17 protein-coding genes are annotated in these 20935 nt (G+C 40.9%); 11 read left to right on the forward strand and 6 right to left on the reverse strand.

Annotated elements, in window-relative coordinates; all coding sequences use genetic code 11:
- Window positions 1-113: 113 nt before the first annotated feature.
- The 5 genes from A7985_RS06885 to A7985_RS06905 all read right to left on the reverse strand — a co-directional run bounded on the left by A7985_RS06885 (window position 114) and on the right by A7985_RS06905 (window position 9248).
- Window positions 114-347 carry a hypothetical protein gene (locus tag A7985_RS06885; RefSeq protein ID WP_065789674.1) on the reverse strand — a complete coding sequence of 78 codons (234 nt, stop codon included), beginning with the start codon at window positions 345-347 and terminating at the stop codon, window positions 114-116.
- Window positions 344-6958 (reverse strand): RHS repeat-associated core domain-containing protein, encoded by a 6615-nt coding sequence (locus A7985_RS06890; RefSeq protein WP_065789675.1) that lies wholly within the window; start codon window positions 6956-6958, stop codon window positions 344-346. Before A7985_RS06890 ends, A7985_RS06885 begins: the two co-directional genes overlap by 4 nt.
- Window positions 6959-7254: 296 nt before the next feature.
- Window positions 7255-7632 (reverse strand): hypothetical protein, encoded by a 378-nt coding sequence (locus tag A7985_RS06895; protein ID WP_065789676.1) that lies wholly within the window; start codon window positions 7630-7632, stop codon window positions 7255-7257.
- A 99-nt stretch (window positions 7633-7731) separates the two neighbouring features.
- Window positions 7732-8598: an AraC family transcriptional regulator gene (locus A7985_RS06900; RefSeq protein ID WP_065789677.1), complete on the reverse strand. Its 867-nt coding sequence runs from the start codon at window positions 8596-8598 to the stop codon at window positions 7732-7734.
- A gap of 92 nt (window positions 8599-8690) precedes the next feature.
- Complete coding sequence (locus A7985_RS06905) at window positions 8691-9248, reverse strand: hypothetical protein (RefSeq protein WP_065789678.1); 558 nt, start codon at window positions 9246-9248, stop codon at window positions 8691-8693.
- A gap of 341 nt (window positions 9249-9589) precedes the next feature.
- Here A7985_RS06905 and A7985_RS06910 point away from each other — a divergent pair, with 341 nt between their 5' ends.
- From A7985_RS06910 to A7985_RS06930, 6 genes are all read left to right on the forward strand, one after another.
- Window positions 9590-10435 (forward strand): alpha/beta hydrolase, encoded by an 846-nt coding sequence (locus tag A7985_RS06910; RefSeq protein WP_065789679.1) that lies wholly within the window; start codon window positions 9590-9592, stop codon window positions 10433-10435.
- 616 nt (window positions 10436-11051) lie between these two features.
- Window positions 11052-11834, forward strand: a complete 783-nt coding sequence (locus A7985_RS06915; protein ID WP_065789680.1) for a hypothetical protein — start codon at window positions 11052-11054, stop codon at window positions 11832-11834.
- A gap of 535 nt (window positions 11835-12369) precedes the next feature.
- Window positions 12370-12510 carry a hypothetical protein gene (locus A7985_RS26415; protein ID WP_176716697.1) on the forward strand — a complete coding sequence of 47 codons (141 nt, stop codon included), beginning with the start codon at window positions 12370-12372 and terminating at the stop codon, window positions 12508-12510.
- Between the two features lie 683 nt (window positions 12511-13193).
- Complete coding sequence (locus A7985_RS06920) at window positions 13194-13799, forward strand: hypothetical protein (RefSeq protein WP_065789681.1); 606 nt, start codon at window positions 13194-13196, stop codon at window positions 13797-13799.
- A complete protein-coding gene (locus tag A7985_RS06925) occupies window positions 13799-15952 on the forward strand; it encodes a putative bifunctional diguanylate cyclase/phosphodiesterase (RefSeq protein WP_065789682.1) in 2154 nt (717 codons plus the stop codon). The genes A7985_RS06920 and A7985_RS06925 overlap by 1 nt, the downstream gene beginning before the upstream one ends.
- Window positions 15953-16034: 82 nt before the next feature.
- Window positions 16035-16394: a response regulator transcription factor gene (locus A7985_RS06930; RefSeq protein ID WP_065789683.1), complete on the forward strand. Its 360-nt coding sequence runs from the start codon at window positions 16035-16037 to the stop codon at window positions 16392-16394.
- Between the two features lie 103 nt (window positions 16395-16497).
- Here the strand turns inward: A7985_RS06930 and A7985_RS06935 are convergent, their stop codons facing one another.
- Complete coding sequence (locus A7985_RS06935; protein WP_065790049.1) at window positions 16498-17403, reverse strand: LysR family transcriptional regulator; 906 nt, start codon at window positions 17401-17403, stop codon at window positions 16498-16500.
- A 141-nt stretch (window positions 17404-17544) separates the two neighbouring features.
- Between A7985_RS06935 and A7985_RS26745 the strand changes: the two genes are divergently transcribed.
- Genes A7985_RS26745 through A7985_RS06955 form a run of 5 tightly spaced genes read left to right on the forward strand, consistent with a single transcriptional unit; the run spans window position 17545 to window position 20872 of the window.
- Window positions 17545-17991 (forward strand): pirin family protein, encoded by a 447-nt coding sequence (locus A7985_RS26745; protein ID WP_218061282.1) that lies wholly within the window; start codon window positions 17545-17547, stop codon window positions 17989-17991.
- 44 nt (window positions 17992-18035) lie between these two features.
- Window positions 18036-18236, forward strand: coding sequence for a hypothetical protein (locus tag A7985_RS26750; RefSeq protein WP_218061283.1), 201 nt, complete (start codon window positions 18036-18038; stop codon window positions 18234-18236).
- Window positions 18233-18781 (forward strand): NADPH-dependent FMN reductase, encoded by a 549-nt coding sequence (locus A7985_RS06945; protein WP_065789684.1) that lies wholly within the window; start codon window positions 18233-18235, stop codon window positions 18779-18781. Before A7985_RS26750 ends, A7985_RS06945 begins: the two co-directional genes overlap by 4 nt.
- On the forward strand, window positions 18774-20042 hold the full coding sequence (locus A7985_RS06950; RefSeq protein ID WP_065789685.1) for a hypothetical protein: 1269 nt from the start codon (window positions 18774-18776) through the stop codon (window positions 20040-20042). Before A7985_RS06945 ends, A7985_RS06950 begins: the two co-directional genes overlap by 8 nt.
- Window positions 20042-20872 carry an Ig-like domain-containing protein gene (locus tag A7985_RS06955; RefSeq protein WP_065789686.1) on the forward strand — a complete coding sequence of 277 codons (831 nt, stop codon included), beginning with the start codon at window positions 20042-20044 and terminating at the stop codon, window positions 20870-20872. The genes A7985_RS06950 and A7985_RS06955 overlap by 1 nt, the downstream gene beginning before the upstream one ends.
- The last annotated feature ends 63 nt before the right edge of the window (window positions 20873-20935 follow it).

The raw sequence follows: 20935 nt of genomic DNA on the forward strand, positions 1-20935 counted from the left end.
ACTGAACTCTTTGCATGAAAACTTTAAGTGGCCCATAATTTTATACATTTCAACGATTTCTTTTGCTGTTTTATCTTTGAAAGAATTACCTAGACCTTTACTGTTTGTAACATCTAATCTTTCTTACTTGCTTCAAACTCAATGAGATGAGTCGATGCCTTATTCAACATCTCCATTAAGTCATTCGTGCTAACAGTAAAGTTACAGTCCCACATCGTAACCGTAGTTTTTTGAGAATCGCTGCACAATACTATTTCTCCCCATTGGTTATTGTCGTACATTAATTCAGCATAAAAAATACCTCTATCATCACAATGTAACAGGCCATAATCTAGTTTACTGTTCATTTTTTAGGCTCCCTAAAACCTGATAAGTTATTTTCACTTGGGTCAAATCGAAATATTCTACCATCAGGTGCTATCGCATCGACAACGGGAACGGTCTGCCCATTTTTCTTTGCTGTTTTATTAATTAGCTTTGTTCCAGGTGTCGTAAGAATATCGTCTACAATATCTTGAGCTTCTTGATTCTGAACTCTTGCTTTTCTGCTAGAAGATGAATAAATACTGCCTTCGCGTTGAGAGTGTTTATCTAGACTAAAGCCAGCTCTTGTGCGTCCTCCTTTATATGGTTCGGCCGCTAGCTGACTTAGCTCATCTATATTATTTGTAACCTTATTATCAACCAGTCCCCCAACAGTATCAACTAATCTATCAGCTACTTTAACCCTATTTTCAACGACAGCTTTACCCACCAAAAATGTAGCATGGGAATACTCTCCATCCGTCGCAGCTTGCAATATTGGCTGGTAATCTATTTGAACAAGTGATTTCCCATTCTCGAATATCCAATCACGCATAAACTTGCCGCCATGGTACGTGTGGTGCACAACTTGACCCAAGACGCTTTTATCTTTTCCTTCAATAATATCGGAAGTAACGAAAGATGGCGTATACTCTTGTGAAAGCTGTTGGTATTCCATTTCAACTTCTTCAAATACAGCTTTGACATCATCAAGTATGTTATTAATGCACTCAGACGGCATATGCCAGTCATCAACTTTGCAGGTATACCCCGTTGGATCTGTAAAGCTAAGTGGGTTATTAAATACGTAAGTATAACGATTTAAGCTTCGCGCCGATTCTGGCGATTGTACAATCGGGTCAGCTTGCATAAAGCGGCCAAGCGTTGGGTCATATATTCGCCCGCCCATATGTATGGCTTCAGCATGGTCAACATGCTCATGACCTGTATAGCCTTTTTCAGTGATTTCAGCTGCATTTTGCACGGCAGGGTCAACGTGTAACTGTTGGATATTGCCCCATGTAAAGCCGTCTCTTCTTCGACCAAACGCATCGTAGCTCAACCTTTCAATCAGCTGACCCGCTTCATTCGTTATTACATCAGTAGAACCAATATGGTCTTTAAACATATAACGTGTTGATTGCGACTCGTCGCTTAGAATAGAAATCGCATGGTCGCCAATATACCTGCGATAGCTATACTTACTGTCTTCAACAATGACCTCGGTATTGCCAACGTAATAGGTATCTTTTTGTTTACTGCCTTCAATGTCAGAACGTTTAAATCGGGCGTTATTTGCATCGTATTTAAACTCTGACGTCGCAGCTTGTGAGCGAATCAAACGTGGCTTATCAAAGTAGGTGTAGGTCACACTTCGTTGAAGCGCCGTGCCGTTGTATGCATGAGTTTGGTTGCCTCGAGCATCATAACAGTAACTTAAACTGCCCACAGTAGAGACCGCATGCTTACCAGCATAGTTAACACAGTTTTTTGCTTTTTCACCGTATTTATATTCACTACCTAACTGTAGGTCGCTCTTAGTTTTAATATTACCGTTACTAAAGTAGTCCATCGACAGCGTCTGGGTACTGTTCATAGAGGCAGTCTTCAAACGATTCATCGTGTCGTAAGTAAATGTCTCTAGCAATTCACTGCGCGCAGCATCACCAATTTTGTCTTGCCTTGCCCGTAAATTACCTACTCCGTCAAATTCATAAGCTAAATCTTGTGCCACCCCGTTACCGGTATTAATGCTACTTATATAGCCGGTTTTAGGGTCCCAACTCGCCTTACTGATGATACCGGAGCCAGAGCGCCACTCAGTGATATTACCAAAAGCATCCATCGTTTTTGCTTGGTAATACGTGAGGCTGCTATTACTTGCTTCTTTAATGGCATCGGTATAGCCATTTTTATAACTATATTGGATCCCTCTAAAATTACCTGATGCATCAAACTGTTGAAATACGCGCCCTAAATGGTCATACGTAGTCGACGTCATAAACTGCTGTTCATCCAGCTCATAGCCAACCGCACTGATACGACCTAATCTATCGTACGCAAAGTAACTTTTAGCACCATCCTTACTGCCCTGCTCGTTAAGCAGCGACTTTTTATAATTAAAGTAATGGTTGTCAACAGTTTGACCCGTTGGGTTTTTCGCTGATTTGTCCTTTACCCTTCCGACACTATCATAAAGGTAGGTCACCACGCTGCCATCTGGCGCAGTACGTGTAACCATCTCCCCCAGTGCGTTATTGGTAAATTTGATGTCGCCTTTATCTGGGTCAGACATGGCCACTTTATGACCTTGGGCATTGTACTCAACAAATATTTCACTACCATCAGGGTTGAGTGCTTTGCGTAATAATCGGTGCTCGTTATAACGATATTTAGTTTCGTTATTGTCCGCATCAAAGCTTGATACTAGCAGCCCTAAGCCACTCATTTTTCTGGCAACTGTATACTCAATATTAGCGCTTGAAGAGAGTGTACCTGAGTGACTACCAAAGACATATGTATGGCTTACCCCTTTATCTATTCGTACCGACTCTTTGATACCAGAAGGTTTGACGGTGCGCCACAGACGATGTAAATCATCGTAACTATGCTCCGTATAATGGGCTGTTTCTCCCTCTTTATGTGGGTGACTCTGAGCGACTAGTTGACCAAAAGCATCGTATCTACTAATTTGGTCAATCCACTCCAGCGTCAAGGAACGTGTTTTTTGAAGTACCATCCTCCCACTGTTATCAAAGTATTGGATTGTTCTAGGCGCCGATGAGCTCTCAAAAGTAATTGCAGAGGTAGCACCTATCGAGCTGATTGAAAAAGCACTTCTCAGTTGTTTTGAGTAACTACCGTCTTCACTTGCAACAAAATACTGACGGCCGAAAACATCATAGCTGATATGAGTTTTCATACCCGCCGCATCTTCTACAACTGTCGGTAGGTTTAAACTGTTATGTCCAGAATACTTAGCGACGTAAAATAAACCATTGTGCTCTGAAGTAAGAAATCGTCCGTCAAGATACGTATAAGTTAGCTTTTGTGCTACATGATATGCCGATAACGTTTTGTCTGTTATATCTGCGGTCGTACAAGTTGTTCTGTAATGCGAGCTACACTTACGATTTTCCAGTACATTGCCATAGGTGTCGTACTTAAATGTTTCTTTTAAGTACGTTTGTTCAGATACTGGGGAGCCGTGTTCATCAACGCCGGTTTCGATCGATTCAGGTAGATTGTTAGTATTATATGTGCTTTTGACATGTTGAGTACTTTGAATCGTATCATCGCTATCGGTTCTAGATTGCGTAATAGTTTCAAAGGTAGGCCTTGCAATATACCAGTTATTAACATCCTCATCGTCATAACTATATGAGGTATGTTTCTTCCACGTGTAACCTGCCAAGCTATCAGTATATTCGTCTGTATTACTCTTTATACGGACATAATCTTTATCAATGGTTTCGTAAGTTGTGGTTTGCAGTCTCTTTAACGATTTGACGCGACTAGTACCACTTGCAACCACTCCATTCTTAGATCCAAAACTGTAACTTTGGGTCTCGACTTTTTCAGGTAAAACTGTAACTACCCTGCCATCAAGAATAGAGAGGGTCTGCCATGTATTCACCTTGGTGGTTTGAATTACATTGCCTTTATACGCCACGGTTACTGCTTGTTGCTGCCCAGTGAATGGATAGTGTTGAAGAAATTTACGTGTGGTAACCTGCTCATTCTCTAATGACGTTTTAGTTACTTCAGCAAAACCCAATGAGCCGCGACCGCCAGCCTGAAATTTTAGGCCCGCATATTTATATTGGTAAGTTTGTGTAAGTTCTTTGCCATTGGAATCTTTGCCGGTGTAAATCTTCCACTTAGATACGACGTAACCGCCGCTTTTGGCATCTTTTACAACCGCGCCATTACCCCAAGTTTTTTGATTCGCATCCGTGTGTTTTTGATAGACATTGGACCCAAGAGAAGCATAATCAAAGTTATGTGATAACCCCTGGCCATCACCCTCTTTAATACTTACTAGCTTATCGACAGCTATATCGTTGGTATTGGCATCATGTAAGATATGAATTGTGTCTTTGGTCTCTTCAAGGTATATCAGTGCCGGTGAGCCATCTCCATCTAAGTCAACCCACATAGCTTTGCCTTCTCGGCCGGGGTTAGGTTCCCACTCATTAGGCGGTGTAAACGCGCCTAACGAAACAAGCTTATTCTTGTCAGGGTTACTAATTTGCGCATAGAGCGTGCCCTTATCCCAGTATAAGCTATCGCTTTTACCATCCATGTTGATATCTTGGTAGCTGGCAAGGCCAACTGAATTGGTGTTTACATAGTTTAAATTGGTGTGTGTATCACATTTAACAAAGTCGGTGCCATCATAACAGTGAGTACCAAAGTCTATATAACCATCTCCGTTAACATCACCCATAGCATGAGTGTTCCAACGCTCTCCAGAATCACTAAAAGAATCCGACTCAACAGCTTTTTCTTCACTAAATGTTTCACCATTGGAAGTATTGATTAGAGAGGCTGTGTGCCCACCATAGAATGCTTGTCCCGTCTCTAGATCTACGGCATATGCACTTACGTCATATATTCGGTCAAGCAACCCGTCGTAGTTCACATCAAGTAATTGCATAACGGTAACAACCGCACCACACTTTTCTAATTGTGAACATTCAGACTCTTCGTCTTCAATTGTTTGAAGCAGCCCAATATAATCTGAAGAAGCTACTTGCTCACCCGTTCCAAATAAATCTCCGTATACATTACCGAACCTTAGTGTTTTTTTCTCATTGATGGTGATTTCATCTTTGCCATCATTATTTAAGTCCGTTACATACCAATTAATATAGTGTCGCCGTCTGTCCAAGCGATCATCGCTAACGGTATGAGATGTCCCTTCCTTACTTAACGAACCACGAGTCGCACTGGTTCCAGAAATATCAAAGTTGTAGATTTTATACTTGTCTGTATCCACATTGGATGCGTAAACAGCCAATTCCAAGTTACCATCACCGTCATAATCCATTAACTGCATCGACGGATCTACAAGGTGGTTGCCAAAGCCAAACTCTTTCTTTAAATCAATCTTCAGTGCGCTTGCAGAGCCTACCAAGCCAATGGGCACATTGTCACTGTAGCTAAACTTCGTCGCAGGTAAGCACAGCTCTGAGCCATTACATCTCGTAATTGATTCAAGTAATGAACGGCCAGTTGCTGCACTGTTCTTATATTTAAATGCATAATCAGCAACTATATCATTGTCGTGGTTGTATACTTCAATTGCTGATAGTATTTGATCATTAGCGACTTCATTCCCTAAAAAGTATTTATGGCTACTGTCTGTGCGCGCTTCGTATACAAAGCTAACTTTATTGCTCGCGTAGGTGATTTCTGACAGTCTTACTTGGTTACCTGCCTTATTGTTATATTCATACTTAATAACGTTGCCATAGCTGTCTTTTTTCTGACTTAAATGCCATTTATAAACAGTACTACTCGCATCTTTTGTTTGCGCATTTACAGTGCTACCAAAAGACCATTGCTCACCAGATTGAGTGTATACGGTAAAGCCTGAGCTAGAATAAATCACCTTAAAGTTAGGGTCTGATTTAAGTCTATACTCTGCGCCTGCAGCAATAGCCTGATCCTCTGTGACAGGTATCAATCTTTCACCGCCATAGCATAGCGCATCGGCACTATTTAACTGTACATTTTGGTAATAGCCGTCTTCTTCTAGGAATCTGCGGCACCGAGTAATGGCAGAGTGTCCTGAAAGGTTCCAACCAACCCCTAGAAGACCATTTTTACCAGAACTTGAGTAGTTAACAGATAGCTCAGGCGAAAACCCACCACGTCCTTGTAAAACCTCGATTTTGGTTGAATAAACAGCACTACCACCAGAATTTACATCAACATTTGCTGGTATAACGCCGACTTTCTGATTCTTATCTTCAAGAGCTGGTGCTTGAGCAAATTGAGGCAACTCCGGCTGATCTAAATTGATTGTGCCATCTGTTATTAAATTCTGACTTAGCACTTCGCCGCCAAAGCCAGTGGCGATTAATGTAAACTCAGTCATTTTATTTACATTAACATACAAAGAACCTTTGGTTGGACTCAAGTTATCTAGCTTAGAAACCACGGTGCCCGCTTCTTCACGAAGCAAGGAAACACTTGTTGCGCCTTGTAAGCTCCACTCAAGTTTAACCCGACCCGAACTGTTAAACTGGCTGTTGTCAGATGTGAAAGAGAGGATATCAAGTGACCCCTGCACTTGATGATTGTACGATTGCCAAGGCGCGCAGCCATACTTGTGGCACCCTCGCACCCTAAAAGGTCCACTACTGCCATATACAGAATGATACGTTAAACTATGTCGCTCTGTAACATACGTCCAAACACCATTTTCGTACTTTTGTAGTTGATAATAATCAGCATCTTTATTTGGTGACCAAGCAACATCGGCTCGATTTGAGTGAGTTTTAACAGATAAGTATCTAGTAGTCTCAGGTATAATTTCTACCGGTATAAAAGTGACAATATCACCGACAAAAATAGGGGCATATGCTTGTTCAAACTCAGCTCGAAGCTGGGTTGAAAAAAACAACGCGGCAAAAAGAATCAACATCCTTTTCACATTTACTCTCCCAGTTTAATCAATAAAAATCGTGTAATTATACTGGTATATATTTAATCGAACAATGCTGCTAAATTATTTATTTTTACCTCTTAAGCCTCACTATTTAATGAATAAACTCGCAAAAATGCACCTTCCGCTTTAAATAAGCACTAACTCGTTCCGAGTTATCTACTTTCTTTTCATTATTCTTTTAAAAAGGAAAATGCGAGCACTCAAATAATAAGTTCGAAAGTAAAAAGAGGCACTTTCAAAGCCCCTCTTCGATTAAGGTTGTGAGCAAAACGCTAGGCTGATTTTCTAAAGCCATGTAGCGCAACCTGCGACAATATGAAAAGTGTCAATGTCATTGCCAAACCAAAAAACATCTCTGGATTGTACCCTTCGATAAATGTTGAGAGAGTCCTCGCAGAGAAGTTGAAAAAGAAATACATAGATGCTGGTAATAGAAGTAGCCAATCTTTTTTATAAGCCCCAATTGCAGTGATCACAGCCAAGCTCAAAGTCGGTGCGCCTAGCGTCCGCAAATTAGTAAATCCATAATCACTCGCGGCATTAAAGCCGCTTGGTTGATTGATTAATTCAGGAAATAACATGGTCACTAGCGCTGCTGAACCAAGAATTAGTACAAACAAACCAGACAGAATTTGTGCAAATTTAATCATAATATGTAAACCTATATCGTGTTGATTTAATGATTTACATGCTAGCTTTCTCTCCAATTAAGTACTTGCATAATCCAGTTAAGAATTTGCACTTTTCAGTCAACCCGTATGTTTTCTGAGTTGGGAAGGCGTCACTTGATACTGCTGTTTAAATGCACGAGAAAAATAGCTCAATTCCTCAAAACCACATTCTATCGCAATACTCGTTACACTTTTGTCGGTTAACTTTATGAGTTGCCGAGCTTTTTCAAGGCGTTTACCAATTAGGTATTTGTTGGCGCTAGTACCGTAGACTTGTTTGAACCTACGATTAAAAGTCGATGCACTCATGTGGCATAAAAAGGCCATTTCATCCACTTTTAAGGGAGTGTACAAATGCGCATTTACCACTTTTTGTAATGCGGGCTGGCTTGGTATAAACAACTGATTCAATAATGCAAGTACGCGACCACTGCGGTCAGTTGAGATTATCAACTCGATTAACTCTTGAACTTTCAAATCCACGAGCTTATTTGTCATCAAGTTAGACTGCAAAATATATGCTTTCAGCAAGGTAAAGTAGCTACTTAACAGTTTTGAGTCAGGCAGTACAACGGCTGAAGAGGCTTCTAAACCCTCCTTAGCTTGATTAGTACCAATCATGTTTGGTAGTGAGGCTTGATAAAGCTGTTGTATAAAGGATTGCGTCAATCTTACACCTACAAACTCTACTGAATTTCCCCTAGCATCCTCCAGCCATCTATTAATAAAATTGTCAGATTTCATTAATAGCGTATCACCCGCTTTCAAGGAGAATGCCTCACCTGCACAAATGAGTGCAGATTGCCCTTTGAACACATGGACGATTCTAGCTTCATCGACTAACTCATCTTGATAGGTAAAAGGCGCATTAAACCTGCGCAGGCCCATCACGGTTTGATCGTTATATTGAATACCAGTAAACATCGCATCTTGCGAAGAGGACATAGATCAAACCACCACTCTTGTTATAACCATATATAAATTCCTGCCATGCGATTAGCTCGGCCAATGTGTGTATGGATTAGCTATCTGCCTGTTTACGACTTTGAGGTACGCTTGAAAAACACTAGGCTCCAAAGAGGTCCAAAGATAAACCAAAAGAATACGGTGAAAAAGGGTATTTTGAACCATATCTCTAAGGCCTGAGTCTTCGAAGGATCATTGACAAAGCCCGTTATCAGGATAAGAAGCACATACATTATCGCAACCGCAAAAATGCAGCGAGCCCAAAGCTTGAAGTCGTCGATGACTGCACCCCACCCAGTTAAAACTGTATTGGTAATGTCAGTCCCCATTACTTTATTAGCAAAGACCCTATCAGCCCAAGCAATGAGCTTTTGACCAAACGCTATTGTAAACCCTATATAAGCCGTGGCTAAACCATGTGCAAACGTCGCGCTTTGCCCATCATTAAGATCAAATATAACAAATGCTAATAGCATTAAATCGACCAATGGAACACTTGCTAGAATATAGAAACTTAACCTCTTTTTATTGAGTAAATACCTCACTGAAAAGCCACAAAAAAGCAAAGCCCAAAATGCAATTTCACAGCCTAAGATCAAAATATAAACAACATTAATATCAAAGAGCATATTGCAATTCTCGTTATATCGGATGTGTCATTATCTGTATTATTCAGAAAGCCCGACTGAAAAAATTCAATCAATATGAGTACATTAACATATGTGATCAAAATTCAATAATAGCCCCCCATGTATAATACTGAAGTGCAAATCGGATCTGCTACCAAAACGCTAGATTTACCGTATTCACCAGCACACATTCACACTGCGTTACATATTGAAATATATGTAAATATTGTAATTTTACCGCTATGTTATTAGCATAAGAGTGCATAGAGAGTTTGTCGTTCTCATCGTTCGATTCGCAAAGCAAATAAACTCACATACCCATACAAATAAAGGATAATTTAATGAAAAGAACAATACTAGCTCTCGGCCTCTCAGCTACTCTGTTGGGCTGTACTACACAGATAAATGAATCAGGCTTTATAGCGCAAGACGAGTCTACTATTAGGTATTCTCAAGTACTTTTAAGTAAGCTGAGTGCTCAAACACCAAATCATGACATCAAGCCCATTGAACTCAATGTCGAAGATGAGAACGTCGTGCTCCATGGCCTGCATTTAGATAATAAAAATACAAACAATACAATCTTATACATTCCAGGAAATGGAATGAGTGTGGCAGATTCAGCAGAGGGTCCACTGATCAATCTAGCAAAATACGAATTTGATATCGTTATTTTTGATCGTAGAGGACTCGGCGCAACAAAGGGGCCTGCGACTATCGCCAACCTCATCAAAGACGCAAATCTAAGTTATCATTTTACAAAAGATAAGCTAAGTGCAGACACCCTTATCGTGCATGGGTTCTCACTGGGTAGTTTTGTTGCTGCGCAAGTTGCGAAGAAACAACCTATCGATGGCCTTGTAATGGAAGGCTCGGCAACCAATGTCGATGAATGGGTTGACGAGGCGATGCCTTGGTATGCAAAAGTGCTTTTTGACGTTCAAATAGATAAAGCATTTTATAGCGTCGACAATAAGCAGGTGCTGCGAGACGCTTATCGAGGACCCTTATTAGTCATCGGTGGCGGTCAGGACAAACAAACTCCTATTTCACTCACCCATAAATTATTTTCGGCCAGTCAAAGTACGAATAAACAACTCATAATCGCTGATGAAGCTGGTCACAATGATATGTTTAACAATAAGGAAGTGAGAGCAGCCTACCAAACCTTTTTATCTCACTTTTAGCGGGTTTTATTGCTGCAACTGAGCAGCATCAAGTAGCTCAGTTTCAATATGTATTATCCTTATTAATGTTGAAACTGAGATCTTTATAATCTTCCCTCTACGATTTGTATCTGGCCCCCAGTGACATCAAGAAATAATGAACAAGCCATATAAAATCATTGATAAAAAATAGCCTTAACACCAATTAACATTAATCTTCAGGCTTTTCAGATGACATATGCGCCGAAAACATTGTCTGTTTAGGTACTCACTACATTTGAGATTCGGCCAGCTCAGCAAAAAAGCCAAATATACGCTTTGTTGATGGATTAACCAAACCAGTATCAAAGAAGCCTTTGGTGGAGAGCGCTCGATTACCTAGACGCGGTGATAACTCTGTAAACTAACCGTCTAAGAGTTCAATACCAACTTTCTGAAATCAGACATCAATAAAACAACATATAAACATTACTTTAACTTGAAGGAAACATGATTAATACTTACCCTTGTGTTTCCAAAATAGATAAATACTATGACCGTGTTGAGTAAATAGCAAAAAGTCCAAGGGCAACTCGTCACTCGAGCTGCCTCGTTTGTTAAGAAATGACGCACATTAAACAATTATTAAGGATAAATAATGACATCTAAAATCACCCTCGTTAGTCTAGCTTTGGCTTCTGTAGCAATTGGCTTCAATGCAAGTGCAGGACAAGATATTACGTTTAAATTAGCAGCAACGACAGATGGTACTACACATTCAGTCCCCATGCCGATAATGGGCCAAAATGCGTTCTCTTTTGACGTACTCCTTGACTACCAGTATCAGAGCAACGGCGGTCGCTGCGTTATTTTGTATCACCAAGACTCTTGTACCATAGAGAATATGAGTGGCGCTGTGACTTTGTCTAATATTCACTGGGGAAGAGCTTCCATAAATGGTTCAATTCAGCAGATCTCGAGTTGGATGTACGTAAACTCTCAGGAGCCAACAGCAACAGTTTTGATTCCATCAAGTAACGTACACTTTTACTATCTCAATAAAGAGAAGCCAACATCCACATTAAATGTGTATGGGCGCTCTTCTCTTCAAGTCAGTAACTACGGGCGCGCAAGCCTTCAAACCACAAAAAATGCAAATAACACAGGCTTCGAAATAGCGCGCGTTCCAGCTTACACAAGCGAGTACGGTGTTAAGTTTCCAATGATGGCTGGCTGTATGAATTTAGCCGTTCTTAACACTTCAGCATCGAGCATCAAAAGAGTTAACTTCGTTAATACAAATCAACCAACAGGTCCCATTACGACCACATTATGTGTACCAGGGAATGATGTAACAACGTTTGTAGGTATTGACGCAAAAGCAGAACGTGTTGCCAATATTTCTACGAAAGTTCCAGAAGAACTAAAACACCTCTATTAATCAGATCCTCGAATCTACCAAGCATTTTGGTATGGCCTTAATGTATATGGCTATACCAGATACGAAGGTTCGTGTATCTTTTATTTACATATTAAGTTTTACCATCACCACAATGACCATTTTGCTGCTAAGAGCTTAGCGCCAGTTTTATATAGGTGCTGAGATTAGTGAATCTATGTAATATCAATGGAAATAAGCGTTAGAGACTAAGACTAAAGGGTTTACTTTTCACTGCTGTTTTATATGAGGGCTATAAAGTGCTACAAACACAGACAAGAGGCACAAGGTCACCCATAAGCTTTCAATTTTTTCTAAATGTTCTATACGTTCTAATTGAATGTTGACAAACCCTTCCTAGCTGAATATATTATCGCGACAAGTGAGCGGTCTTCTATGATCTGAATCAACCTAAGTATTGGAATATTAGAATCAAAATAACTTTTTGAACTCAACCAATACGACAGATATGGAACTTAACCAACGTGGCATCGCTCCTCATTCTAATTTGTGATATTTAAAAGCATGGAGATATGCGATGGATCATTGGTCAGATTTTTTCCCTTATATTTTTATGGGCGTCAAAGTAATTGCATTAGGCGTGGCCGGCTATTTCGCCGTAAAATGGCACTTTGACCAAGACAGAAAGCTAAAAGAGAAAGAGTCAAAAGAAAGCTAAAATGAGGGAGTCAAACACGCTTTGACGTCTCTCTATTTGCATTTATGAATGCCTAGCAACAAAGAAAATGTCTAATATTTTCCCTTTCAATTATTTCTGCTCTAAGTAACGTACTATTGAGATGACACCCTATTCGCTAACTTGGGTGTCTAGTCAATTTCTCGTCAATTTTAATGGTGCCTTATTCTTATACTTAGTTAATACTCGCTCTTCAAAAGTGATCAGGTTCTAGCTATATCAACGAGTTTGAGACCACCCAAACCTAGTGGTCTAATGTATTACCAAAGAGTTAAGGGGAAAACTCGTTTTTAGTCGGTCGTTTCCCTCTATTGCATAGCAGCAAGTCGGGCTGGTGATTCTATGTTTGCCACTTGAGAACAAACACTTAGATACGCTTTGAGCACCCGCATGCTTCGTCCGATATCGGTGACTATTAAACTCTTTTGTTGATAAGCCCCAGCATCCAGTAATTATGCCGTATCGATAACCTTTTGGTTAATTAACTGACAGGCAAGCTACTTTTTACCAAGACGTATTTTGGGGACGAATATAAGTTTATTTCGTTATCTAAAACAACTTATTGTTCTCTAATCGACTGGTATAAGTACAGATGTTTGCTAGGCTTGCTATATAAGATTACCTCATAGATACATCATAGATGTCCACGCATAGCAGGTATTTGGATGCAGCTTTCAGAATTACAAATAGACTATATAAAAGAGTTGTTCAATGTTGGACTGGGTGAAGCAATTGTTGAACTCAACGATATGATTAACGAAGAGATCTTGATGTCGGTTCCAAACTTTGATCTGTTCGAGAAAAATGCCATTTTTGATAAACTCCAGATAGAGTCAAGCCGCAATATCACTGCGGTTGTTCTGCCAATTCAGGGAGGGATGGAGTGCAATGGGATTTTATTGTTTCCCGCTCAGCACAGCCTCAACCTAGTGAGAAAGGTGCTAAAAGAAACGAGTGGTGCTGATACTTTAACCGCATTAGAAGTAGAGTCACTGACTGAAATATCCAGTATTATTTTAGACGCCATAATCACCTCGATAAGTGACATGATGCATGTGTCTATCAGTACAGGCATGCCAACGGCATACTCTGGTACCTTTCAAGCGCTGGTAGATAAGTATTACGTTGGTGACACGGTTATGTCCGTCGGTATGCATTTTGAAATCAAAGACAGCCAAGTCAGAGGCGATATTTTATTTGTACAAGACATATTAGTCATTGAAGACTTCTTAGAAAAAACCAATCAAATGTTATCTGAATTGGGGCTTTAATGACACAAGGCAATGCACCTCCTGAATATATGACCGAGGCCATTAATCGCACGGATCTCGGCATGATAGTTATTAACTGCCACAGAGAAATTGTATTTGCAAATGACTGGGTAAAGGAACACAGTGCTGTTGAAGGCGCAATTGAAAATAAGCTCATTACGTCTGTCTTTCCCGACCTTCCTCCTCGTTTAAATAGAGCGATGGATAAAGCATTAAACCTTAGGCGAGCTGCTATTTTATCAAACAAGCTTAACCCAGCCCCCTTCCCTTTTTATCGTGACAAACAGTCTATAGAAGAACGTACGCTAATTTCTCAAGTCGTTAAAATTAAGCCTATTAATGTTGAAAAGCAGTACTGCCTAATCGAAATAATCGACATATCTGAAAGTGTTAACCGTGAAACGGCGTTGCATCAGTTGGCCACAGAAGCCAACCTCAAAGCTGAACAAATAGAGGCTCAAGAAAAGCGGATCAGAGGAATTTTTGAAAGTGTCAAAGATGCCATCATTATCGTAGATGCGGGTGGTAACATACAAATGTTTAACCATACAGCAAACGAACTACTTAGTAGCGCGTCAGACACTCTAAATAACATCAATTTACACCAATTCCTAAAAGAGAAAAACCAGCCATTGTCAGAAGCCAATGGCGGTGTAAATCAGATGGCTGCCATGCTTCCCTTGTGGGCAAAATACGCCGACTCGATAGAGTTAGAAATCACGCCATATGGCAAAGAAAGTAGCTTTTCTGCAGAATTGTCGGTGAGCACAGTTGAACTCTCAGAGCAGCGGCATTTTGTGGTTGTATTACGTGACATCACCGAGCGAAAACAGTACGAGCAGCAACTTGAAACAATGGCTAAATTTGATGAACTAACCAGCTTGCCTAACCGCACTTTATTGATGGACAGGATCCAGTCTGCAATTGGGCGGGCGAAGCGATTTGATAACAATGTCGCCATTATCTTCTTAGACTTGGACCGCTTTAAAATCATTAACGATACTTTAGGCCATGATACCGGAGACAAGTTATTGCAACTTGTCGCAAATAGGCTTCTCGAAGGCATAAGAGAGTTGGATACTGTTGCTAGGTTAGGTGGAGATGAGTTTGTTATTTTATTAGAAAATTTAGAGCATAAGGAGCATGCGGCCCGTGTAGCTGAAAAAGTTGTATCTATTTTTGAATTGGCTTTTGATATTGACGGCCACCAGCTGTTTGTAACAGGCAGCCTTGGCATAGCGACCTATCCAGAAAATGGAGAGACCGCTTACGACTTGATCAAATGTGCCGATACTGCCATGTATGCAGTTAAAGACTCTTCGCGAAATAACTACATGTTCTTTTCCGAAAAAATGAATGAAAATGCAAGAAAGCGCTTAGAACTTGAAGCAGAGTTGCGCTTAGCAGTCAAAAATGAACAATTTTCCATTGTGCTGCAGCCTCAACTCTCTCCAGATAAACAGGTGTTACACGGCGCAGAAGTGTTAGTACGATGGTTCCATCCCTCGAAAGGATACATATCTCCCGTAGATTTTATTCCTATTGCCGAAGACAGTGGTTTTATTGAGCAGATATTCGACAGTGTTCTTGACCAAGCATGTCAGTTTTTAGCGCAATATAAACACGCTTTACCACAACACTTTAGAATGGGTGTAAATATTTCCCCAAGGCAGTTTTCAAGTGAAGCCTTCACCAAACGATTTATGGCGGTGCTTAATCGGTACCAGCTAGAAACACGCTTCTTTGAACTCGAATTGACCGAAGGAATGTTGATGAAGCGAACTGACGAAACCATTGCTCTGTTGCGCAGCCTCGTTGAAAAAGGGTTTGTTATCTCTATTGACGATTTTGGGACGGGCTATTCGTCTTTAGCATATCTAACACGCTTTCCTCTGCACACATTGAAAATTGACCGCAGCTTTATTATTGACCTACCCAATGACGAAGAAGCCGCTCTGGTTTGTAAGAGCATTATTGGACTCGCCAAAAACCTAGGACTCATGTTAATTGCTGAAGGCGTAGAAACAAAACAGCAAAATGAATTTTTGGCCGCTGAGCACTGCGATGTGATACAAGGGTATTATTTCGCCAAACCGATGCCTGTGCAAAATTTTGTAGAGTGGCTAGATGCACTCAATGCAGACTCAAATTAAACAAAGCATCAATTGGAGGTTTTTTACCGAAAGCCAAGATTTATCCTAAACTAATTAGTAACAAAGAAATGGGAGAATTTATATGAAAGCACTGGTTGTGGACGATAGCTTAGTTGCCCGAGCACAAATAAAAAAAGTACTAAAAGAAGAATATCCCGACATCGTTATTGATGAAGCAAAATGTGCTGCTGATGCAATCGCGCTGCTAGCAAAAGCAAATTATGATATTTTTACCATTGATTTCAACATGCCTGGCGGCACGGGTGATGAAGTCATTGTTGAAGCAAAAGCCAAGTGTCCAAACGCAAAAATCGCCTTACTCACGGCGAATAAACAGCTCCCAATGAAAGATAAATGTCAGGAATGGGGAGTCAAGCTACTTGAAAAACCCCACTTTAAGAATGCTTTAATTGACTTTCTCACTTGTGCCAGTAATACATAGCAAAAATGAAAATCAGTTTTTGTTATGGTTGAGAAGCGAAGAGCCGTCAATTTAATGCTGACATCACCGTGACTTTCCTCTAAGTCAAAAAGGTTAAGTTCAACTAAACTTTGGACAAAACAGGATCTGTCCTTATCACCTTTGCCATAAAATCTAAAAAGCTCCTCACCTTTAAAGGTATATAGCGGTTTTTAGGAAATACCGCACTGATCGGATAGCGTTTATAATGATCGTTTAGGATATGTAATAACCTTCCCGCCTCTATTTCTTGATGTACCATCCATTTTGGCATCAAGGCAATTCCCGCATCCGCAAGAAGCATCTCCATCAACCCCATTCCATTATCACATTGAAAGTTGCCCGTTACCTCAACTTTGGTTGTGTTGGATTGAGTACCAAACACCCATACGGTGCCTCGCTTTGGAGACAGGCTATAAATCAAGCAGTTATGCGTTTTTAGGTCCTCTAATCGACTCGGTATGGAATATTTACTAAGGTACTTAGGTGACGCTACGACAATGAGTTCGTCATAGCCTAAATTTTTTGCAACCAACGATGAATCTTGCAAATCACCTAATCTAATCGCCACATCAATCCCTTCCCTAACGAGGTCTACCATATTCTCATCAAATTTCATGTCCAAGCCAATTTCAGGGTACAGCGATAAAAACTCTGATATGACTGGCGCAACATACATGCTACCAAACATTGTTGGAACGGTAATTCTCAAATGTCCTTTTGGTGTTGCGGTTAAAGAACGAGCTTCGGCTTCAGCCTCATCAATTTCCATTACAATGTTAGATACTCTTTCGAAGTAGGCTTTCCCCGCTTCAGTTAGCGTGTGTTTTCGGCTTCCCCTAACAAGTAGCTTTGTGCCCAATTTATTTTCAAGGCTCGCAATGCGTTTACTTATTGTCGCTTGATTTGTATTCAACTCCACCGCCACGGCACTAAAACTACCCGTTTCAACCACTCTTATAAAAGAGCGCATCGCAATAACCGAATCCACAACCATTCCCCTAAGGCATAGTTAGTATGCCATTGAACTTCTATTTATGACACTAGAGCATACCTCATACTCCTTATCAAGAGATACGAACGGCCCAAAAGCAATTTCTTAGTTCAGTTCCAACAGATAAAGGGGAAACAAATGAACACCGATGAGATACGTATTATTGATAAACAAACGCTACCGTTAGGTGGATTTGCAGGCATAGTCGAAACTCGCATGGCAATGAGCCCCAGAGCTTGGCCTCATGCGCGCTCTAACTCTCAAATTAGTCACGGGTTAGATGATTTTATTTATCTTGCATATGGTCATTTTAAACCGAATAACGGCGCACCAATTCACCCACATACAGATGTTGATATCGTGAGCTTTATCACTTCAGGCAGCGTGGGGCATCAGGGCTCTCTGGGAGATGGCACCGTTATCAACGGCCCGGGCGTTCAAGTTCAACGTGCGGGAACAGGCATGCAGCATGCGGAATTTAGCGTAAATGATGAAAAAGCAGGTATCGTCCAGATTTGGTTTTTACCTCCTAGAAATGGCTTAACGCCAGCCTATCAAGATTTCAAGCTTGAAAAACTGGGTTAACGACGGTATTAGGCGGCAACACCAGTGACACATTCGACAGCAATATGCATTGCCAAATTGGCTTTATCGAGGATCACAAAACCCTGCCTGTCTCCAAACCTTTTGTCGCCATTATCACGCGAGGTAGCGCAACGATTAATGGTGCAAAAGTAACAGAGGGACAACTCATCGAAGGCAAACAGATGTCGTTAACCGCCATTGAAAATCTTGGTCTTGTTTTAATCACACGTGGAGAAAGTAAATGAAAATATTAGCCTTGGGCGCTTCGAACAGTAAAAACTCGATTAATAAAGCACTGGCTATGTATGCCTCGAGTTTAATTGGCGAAGCAAAAGTCGACGTTTTGGATTTAAACGACTTTGAACTCCCCATGTATAGCGAAGACAGAGAAAAAGAAATTGGTCAACCAAAGCTTGCTCAGAATTTTATTGCAAAAATGAACAGTGCAGACGCCATCATCGTGTCCTTTGCTGAGCATAATGGGACATATACCGTCGCCTTTAAAAACATTTTAGATTGGGCTAGCAGAGTATCGAGAGACGTTTATCAGAACAAACCCGTTATTTTCTTGGCCACTTCTCCAGGCCCCGGCGGTGCATCAAATGTACTCAATACCGCACTGCAATCGGCCCAATTTTTTGGCGCAAATGTCAAAGGTAGCCTGTCAGTACCCAGTTTTTACGAGAACTTCGACTCGTCAACTCTGCAACTTTCTAATCCTCAACTTAGAAGTGAATTAGAAATCATAGTAAAAAGCCTTACTAACGAAGTGGGAGAAAAACATGCATAAATATCAACATCACCTAAAAAGTATTGTCATCACACTGTCTCTAAGTGCAGCTGCGATGCAAGTCAACGCTGCTGCCAATCCGGTATCAGCGACTATCTTAGAATTTGCAGAAGCCAACACTTTGTTTGTTGCTGACTCGGAATTAGGTCAGATTTTTGCGTATTCGCTGCCCTCGCTCCCCTCAACTAAGACCTCAGAAAGTTACAACTTAGAAGGCGCTGGAACAAAAATCGCTGCCCTACTGAATGTGGCTCCCGCAGCAGTTAACTACCATGACATTGCTGTTCATCCAACAACTAAAGAAGCATTTATTTCCGTTTCATACTTCAGTGGAAAGCAAAAAGCCTCAGCGATTATAAAAGCAAACCAAAATGGTGACTTTACGAGAGTTAATCTAAATAAATACAAGCATACAGTAAAAACCCTAGCAAAAACGGCCGATGACTCCGTTAAGTTTTGGCGAGATATTCCTGCTACAACGCTAACAATTACCGACTTAGACTACGTCGATGGCACGCTTTATGTTTCAAGCCTCTCAACGGGTGAATTTGCATCAACACTTCGAAAGATTAAATACCCCTTTGATGAAGCTGACACCAGCTCAAATATCGAAATTTATCACACTGTGCACAACCAAACAGAAACGAGAGCGCCCATCAGAGCTATGGAAGTGATTAACCTAGATGGCGTTGAGACAGTTGTCGCCGCTTATACATGTACGCCACTTGTGACTATTCCAACATCAAGTTTATCCAACGGTGCGCATGTAAAAGGGAAAACCATTGCTGAACTTGGCTATGGCAATACTCCTCTAGACGTTATCCACTTTACAGCTACAGATCACACTCAAAAACAAGAAGATTTCGTACTAGTAATCAACAAAGAGCGAAGTGCTGATTTAATTCGCGTTGCCGATTTGACCAAAGCAAATAAGAGCGAAGGGTTATCAACACCTGAAATGTGGGCAAAAGCGGGCGTACCCACTCGACCAGTCCCCTTATCTGGCGTACTTCAAGCAGCGGATCAAGACGCGCAATTCATTGCAACGTTAAAACGTAATATGACAACAGGCGATATTGATTTGGTCTCATTTAGAAAAGGTGCATACTTCCGCTTGAATGACTTTATCAGTGAATATAACTTCAAAGATTATCAATATTACCCAGAGCAAGAAATGTTCAGGCACTTTCAGAACCTACTCAAAACAGATGCTGGATACCCTGAATTGACGCGTGAACTCGCGAAAGAGGCTAAAAAGTGATGAATCGTGCACTGCTATTAGGCGCTTTATTGTTTTTTTCTTCAATATCAAGCGCTACGTTATCTGCGCAATGTAGTGATATACGTATGCAAGTGCACGTGTCAGCAGTCTACCCGACTGCTGACACGCTGCCAGAAAATCTGCTTCGATTTTATATCTACTTTAATCAAGCCATGCGAACTACAAATACACTCGCGCACATTTATCTCACTGACGAGTCTGGCCAGCGGCTCGAGGGCGTATTTCTCGAAAACAAGTTTAGCCTTTGGAGCCCAGACAGAACGCGATTAACACTGCTGTTTGACCCTGGCAGAGTAAAAACGGGTTTAGTCGCACATAATTCATTAGGACGTGCCCTAGAGGTTGGTAAAACGTATCATCTAGTCGTTGACGCAGGCGCGCTCAATCGCAGCAACTGTGCCGACAAATATATCAAAACCTTTAAAGTCAGTCAGGCAATTGATAGCAAACCAACTATTTCAAACTGGGTCGTTAATCAACCACTTGCAAATTCAAAAATGCCCTTAACGATTGATTTTACTTCATCAATCGATCACACGTCACTGGCTTTTAGAATCCGAGTTAAGAACACACGTGGTGACACCGTTGCGGGTTCAATTGATATCGCGCAGGAAGAGAAAAGGTGGGTGTTTACACCAAAACAATCTTGGCAACCTGAAGAATCTTACACCTTAGTCATTGATGCAATTCTTGAGGACATTGCAGGGAACAGAATAACAGGTCTTTTTGATCAGCCTGAGTTGGTTGAAGGTATCGCGAGCGAAAATATGTATTTTAGTTTACCAATAGCGCTGAATCAGAAACTGTAGTGTATGAAAGTTTCTCCGCTTGAGTAGGCAACTACAACCAAACAACAGGTGAGCAGTTTCCTT

Source organism: Pseudoalteromonas luteoviolacea (genome assembly GCF_001696455.1).
GTDB classification, from domain to species: domain Bacteria; phylum Pseudomonadota; class Gammaproteobacteria; order Enterobacterales; family Alteromonadaceae; genus Pseudoalteromonas; species Pseudoalteromonas luteoviolacea_C.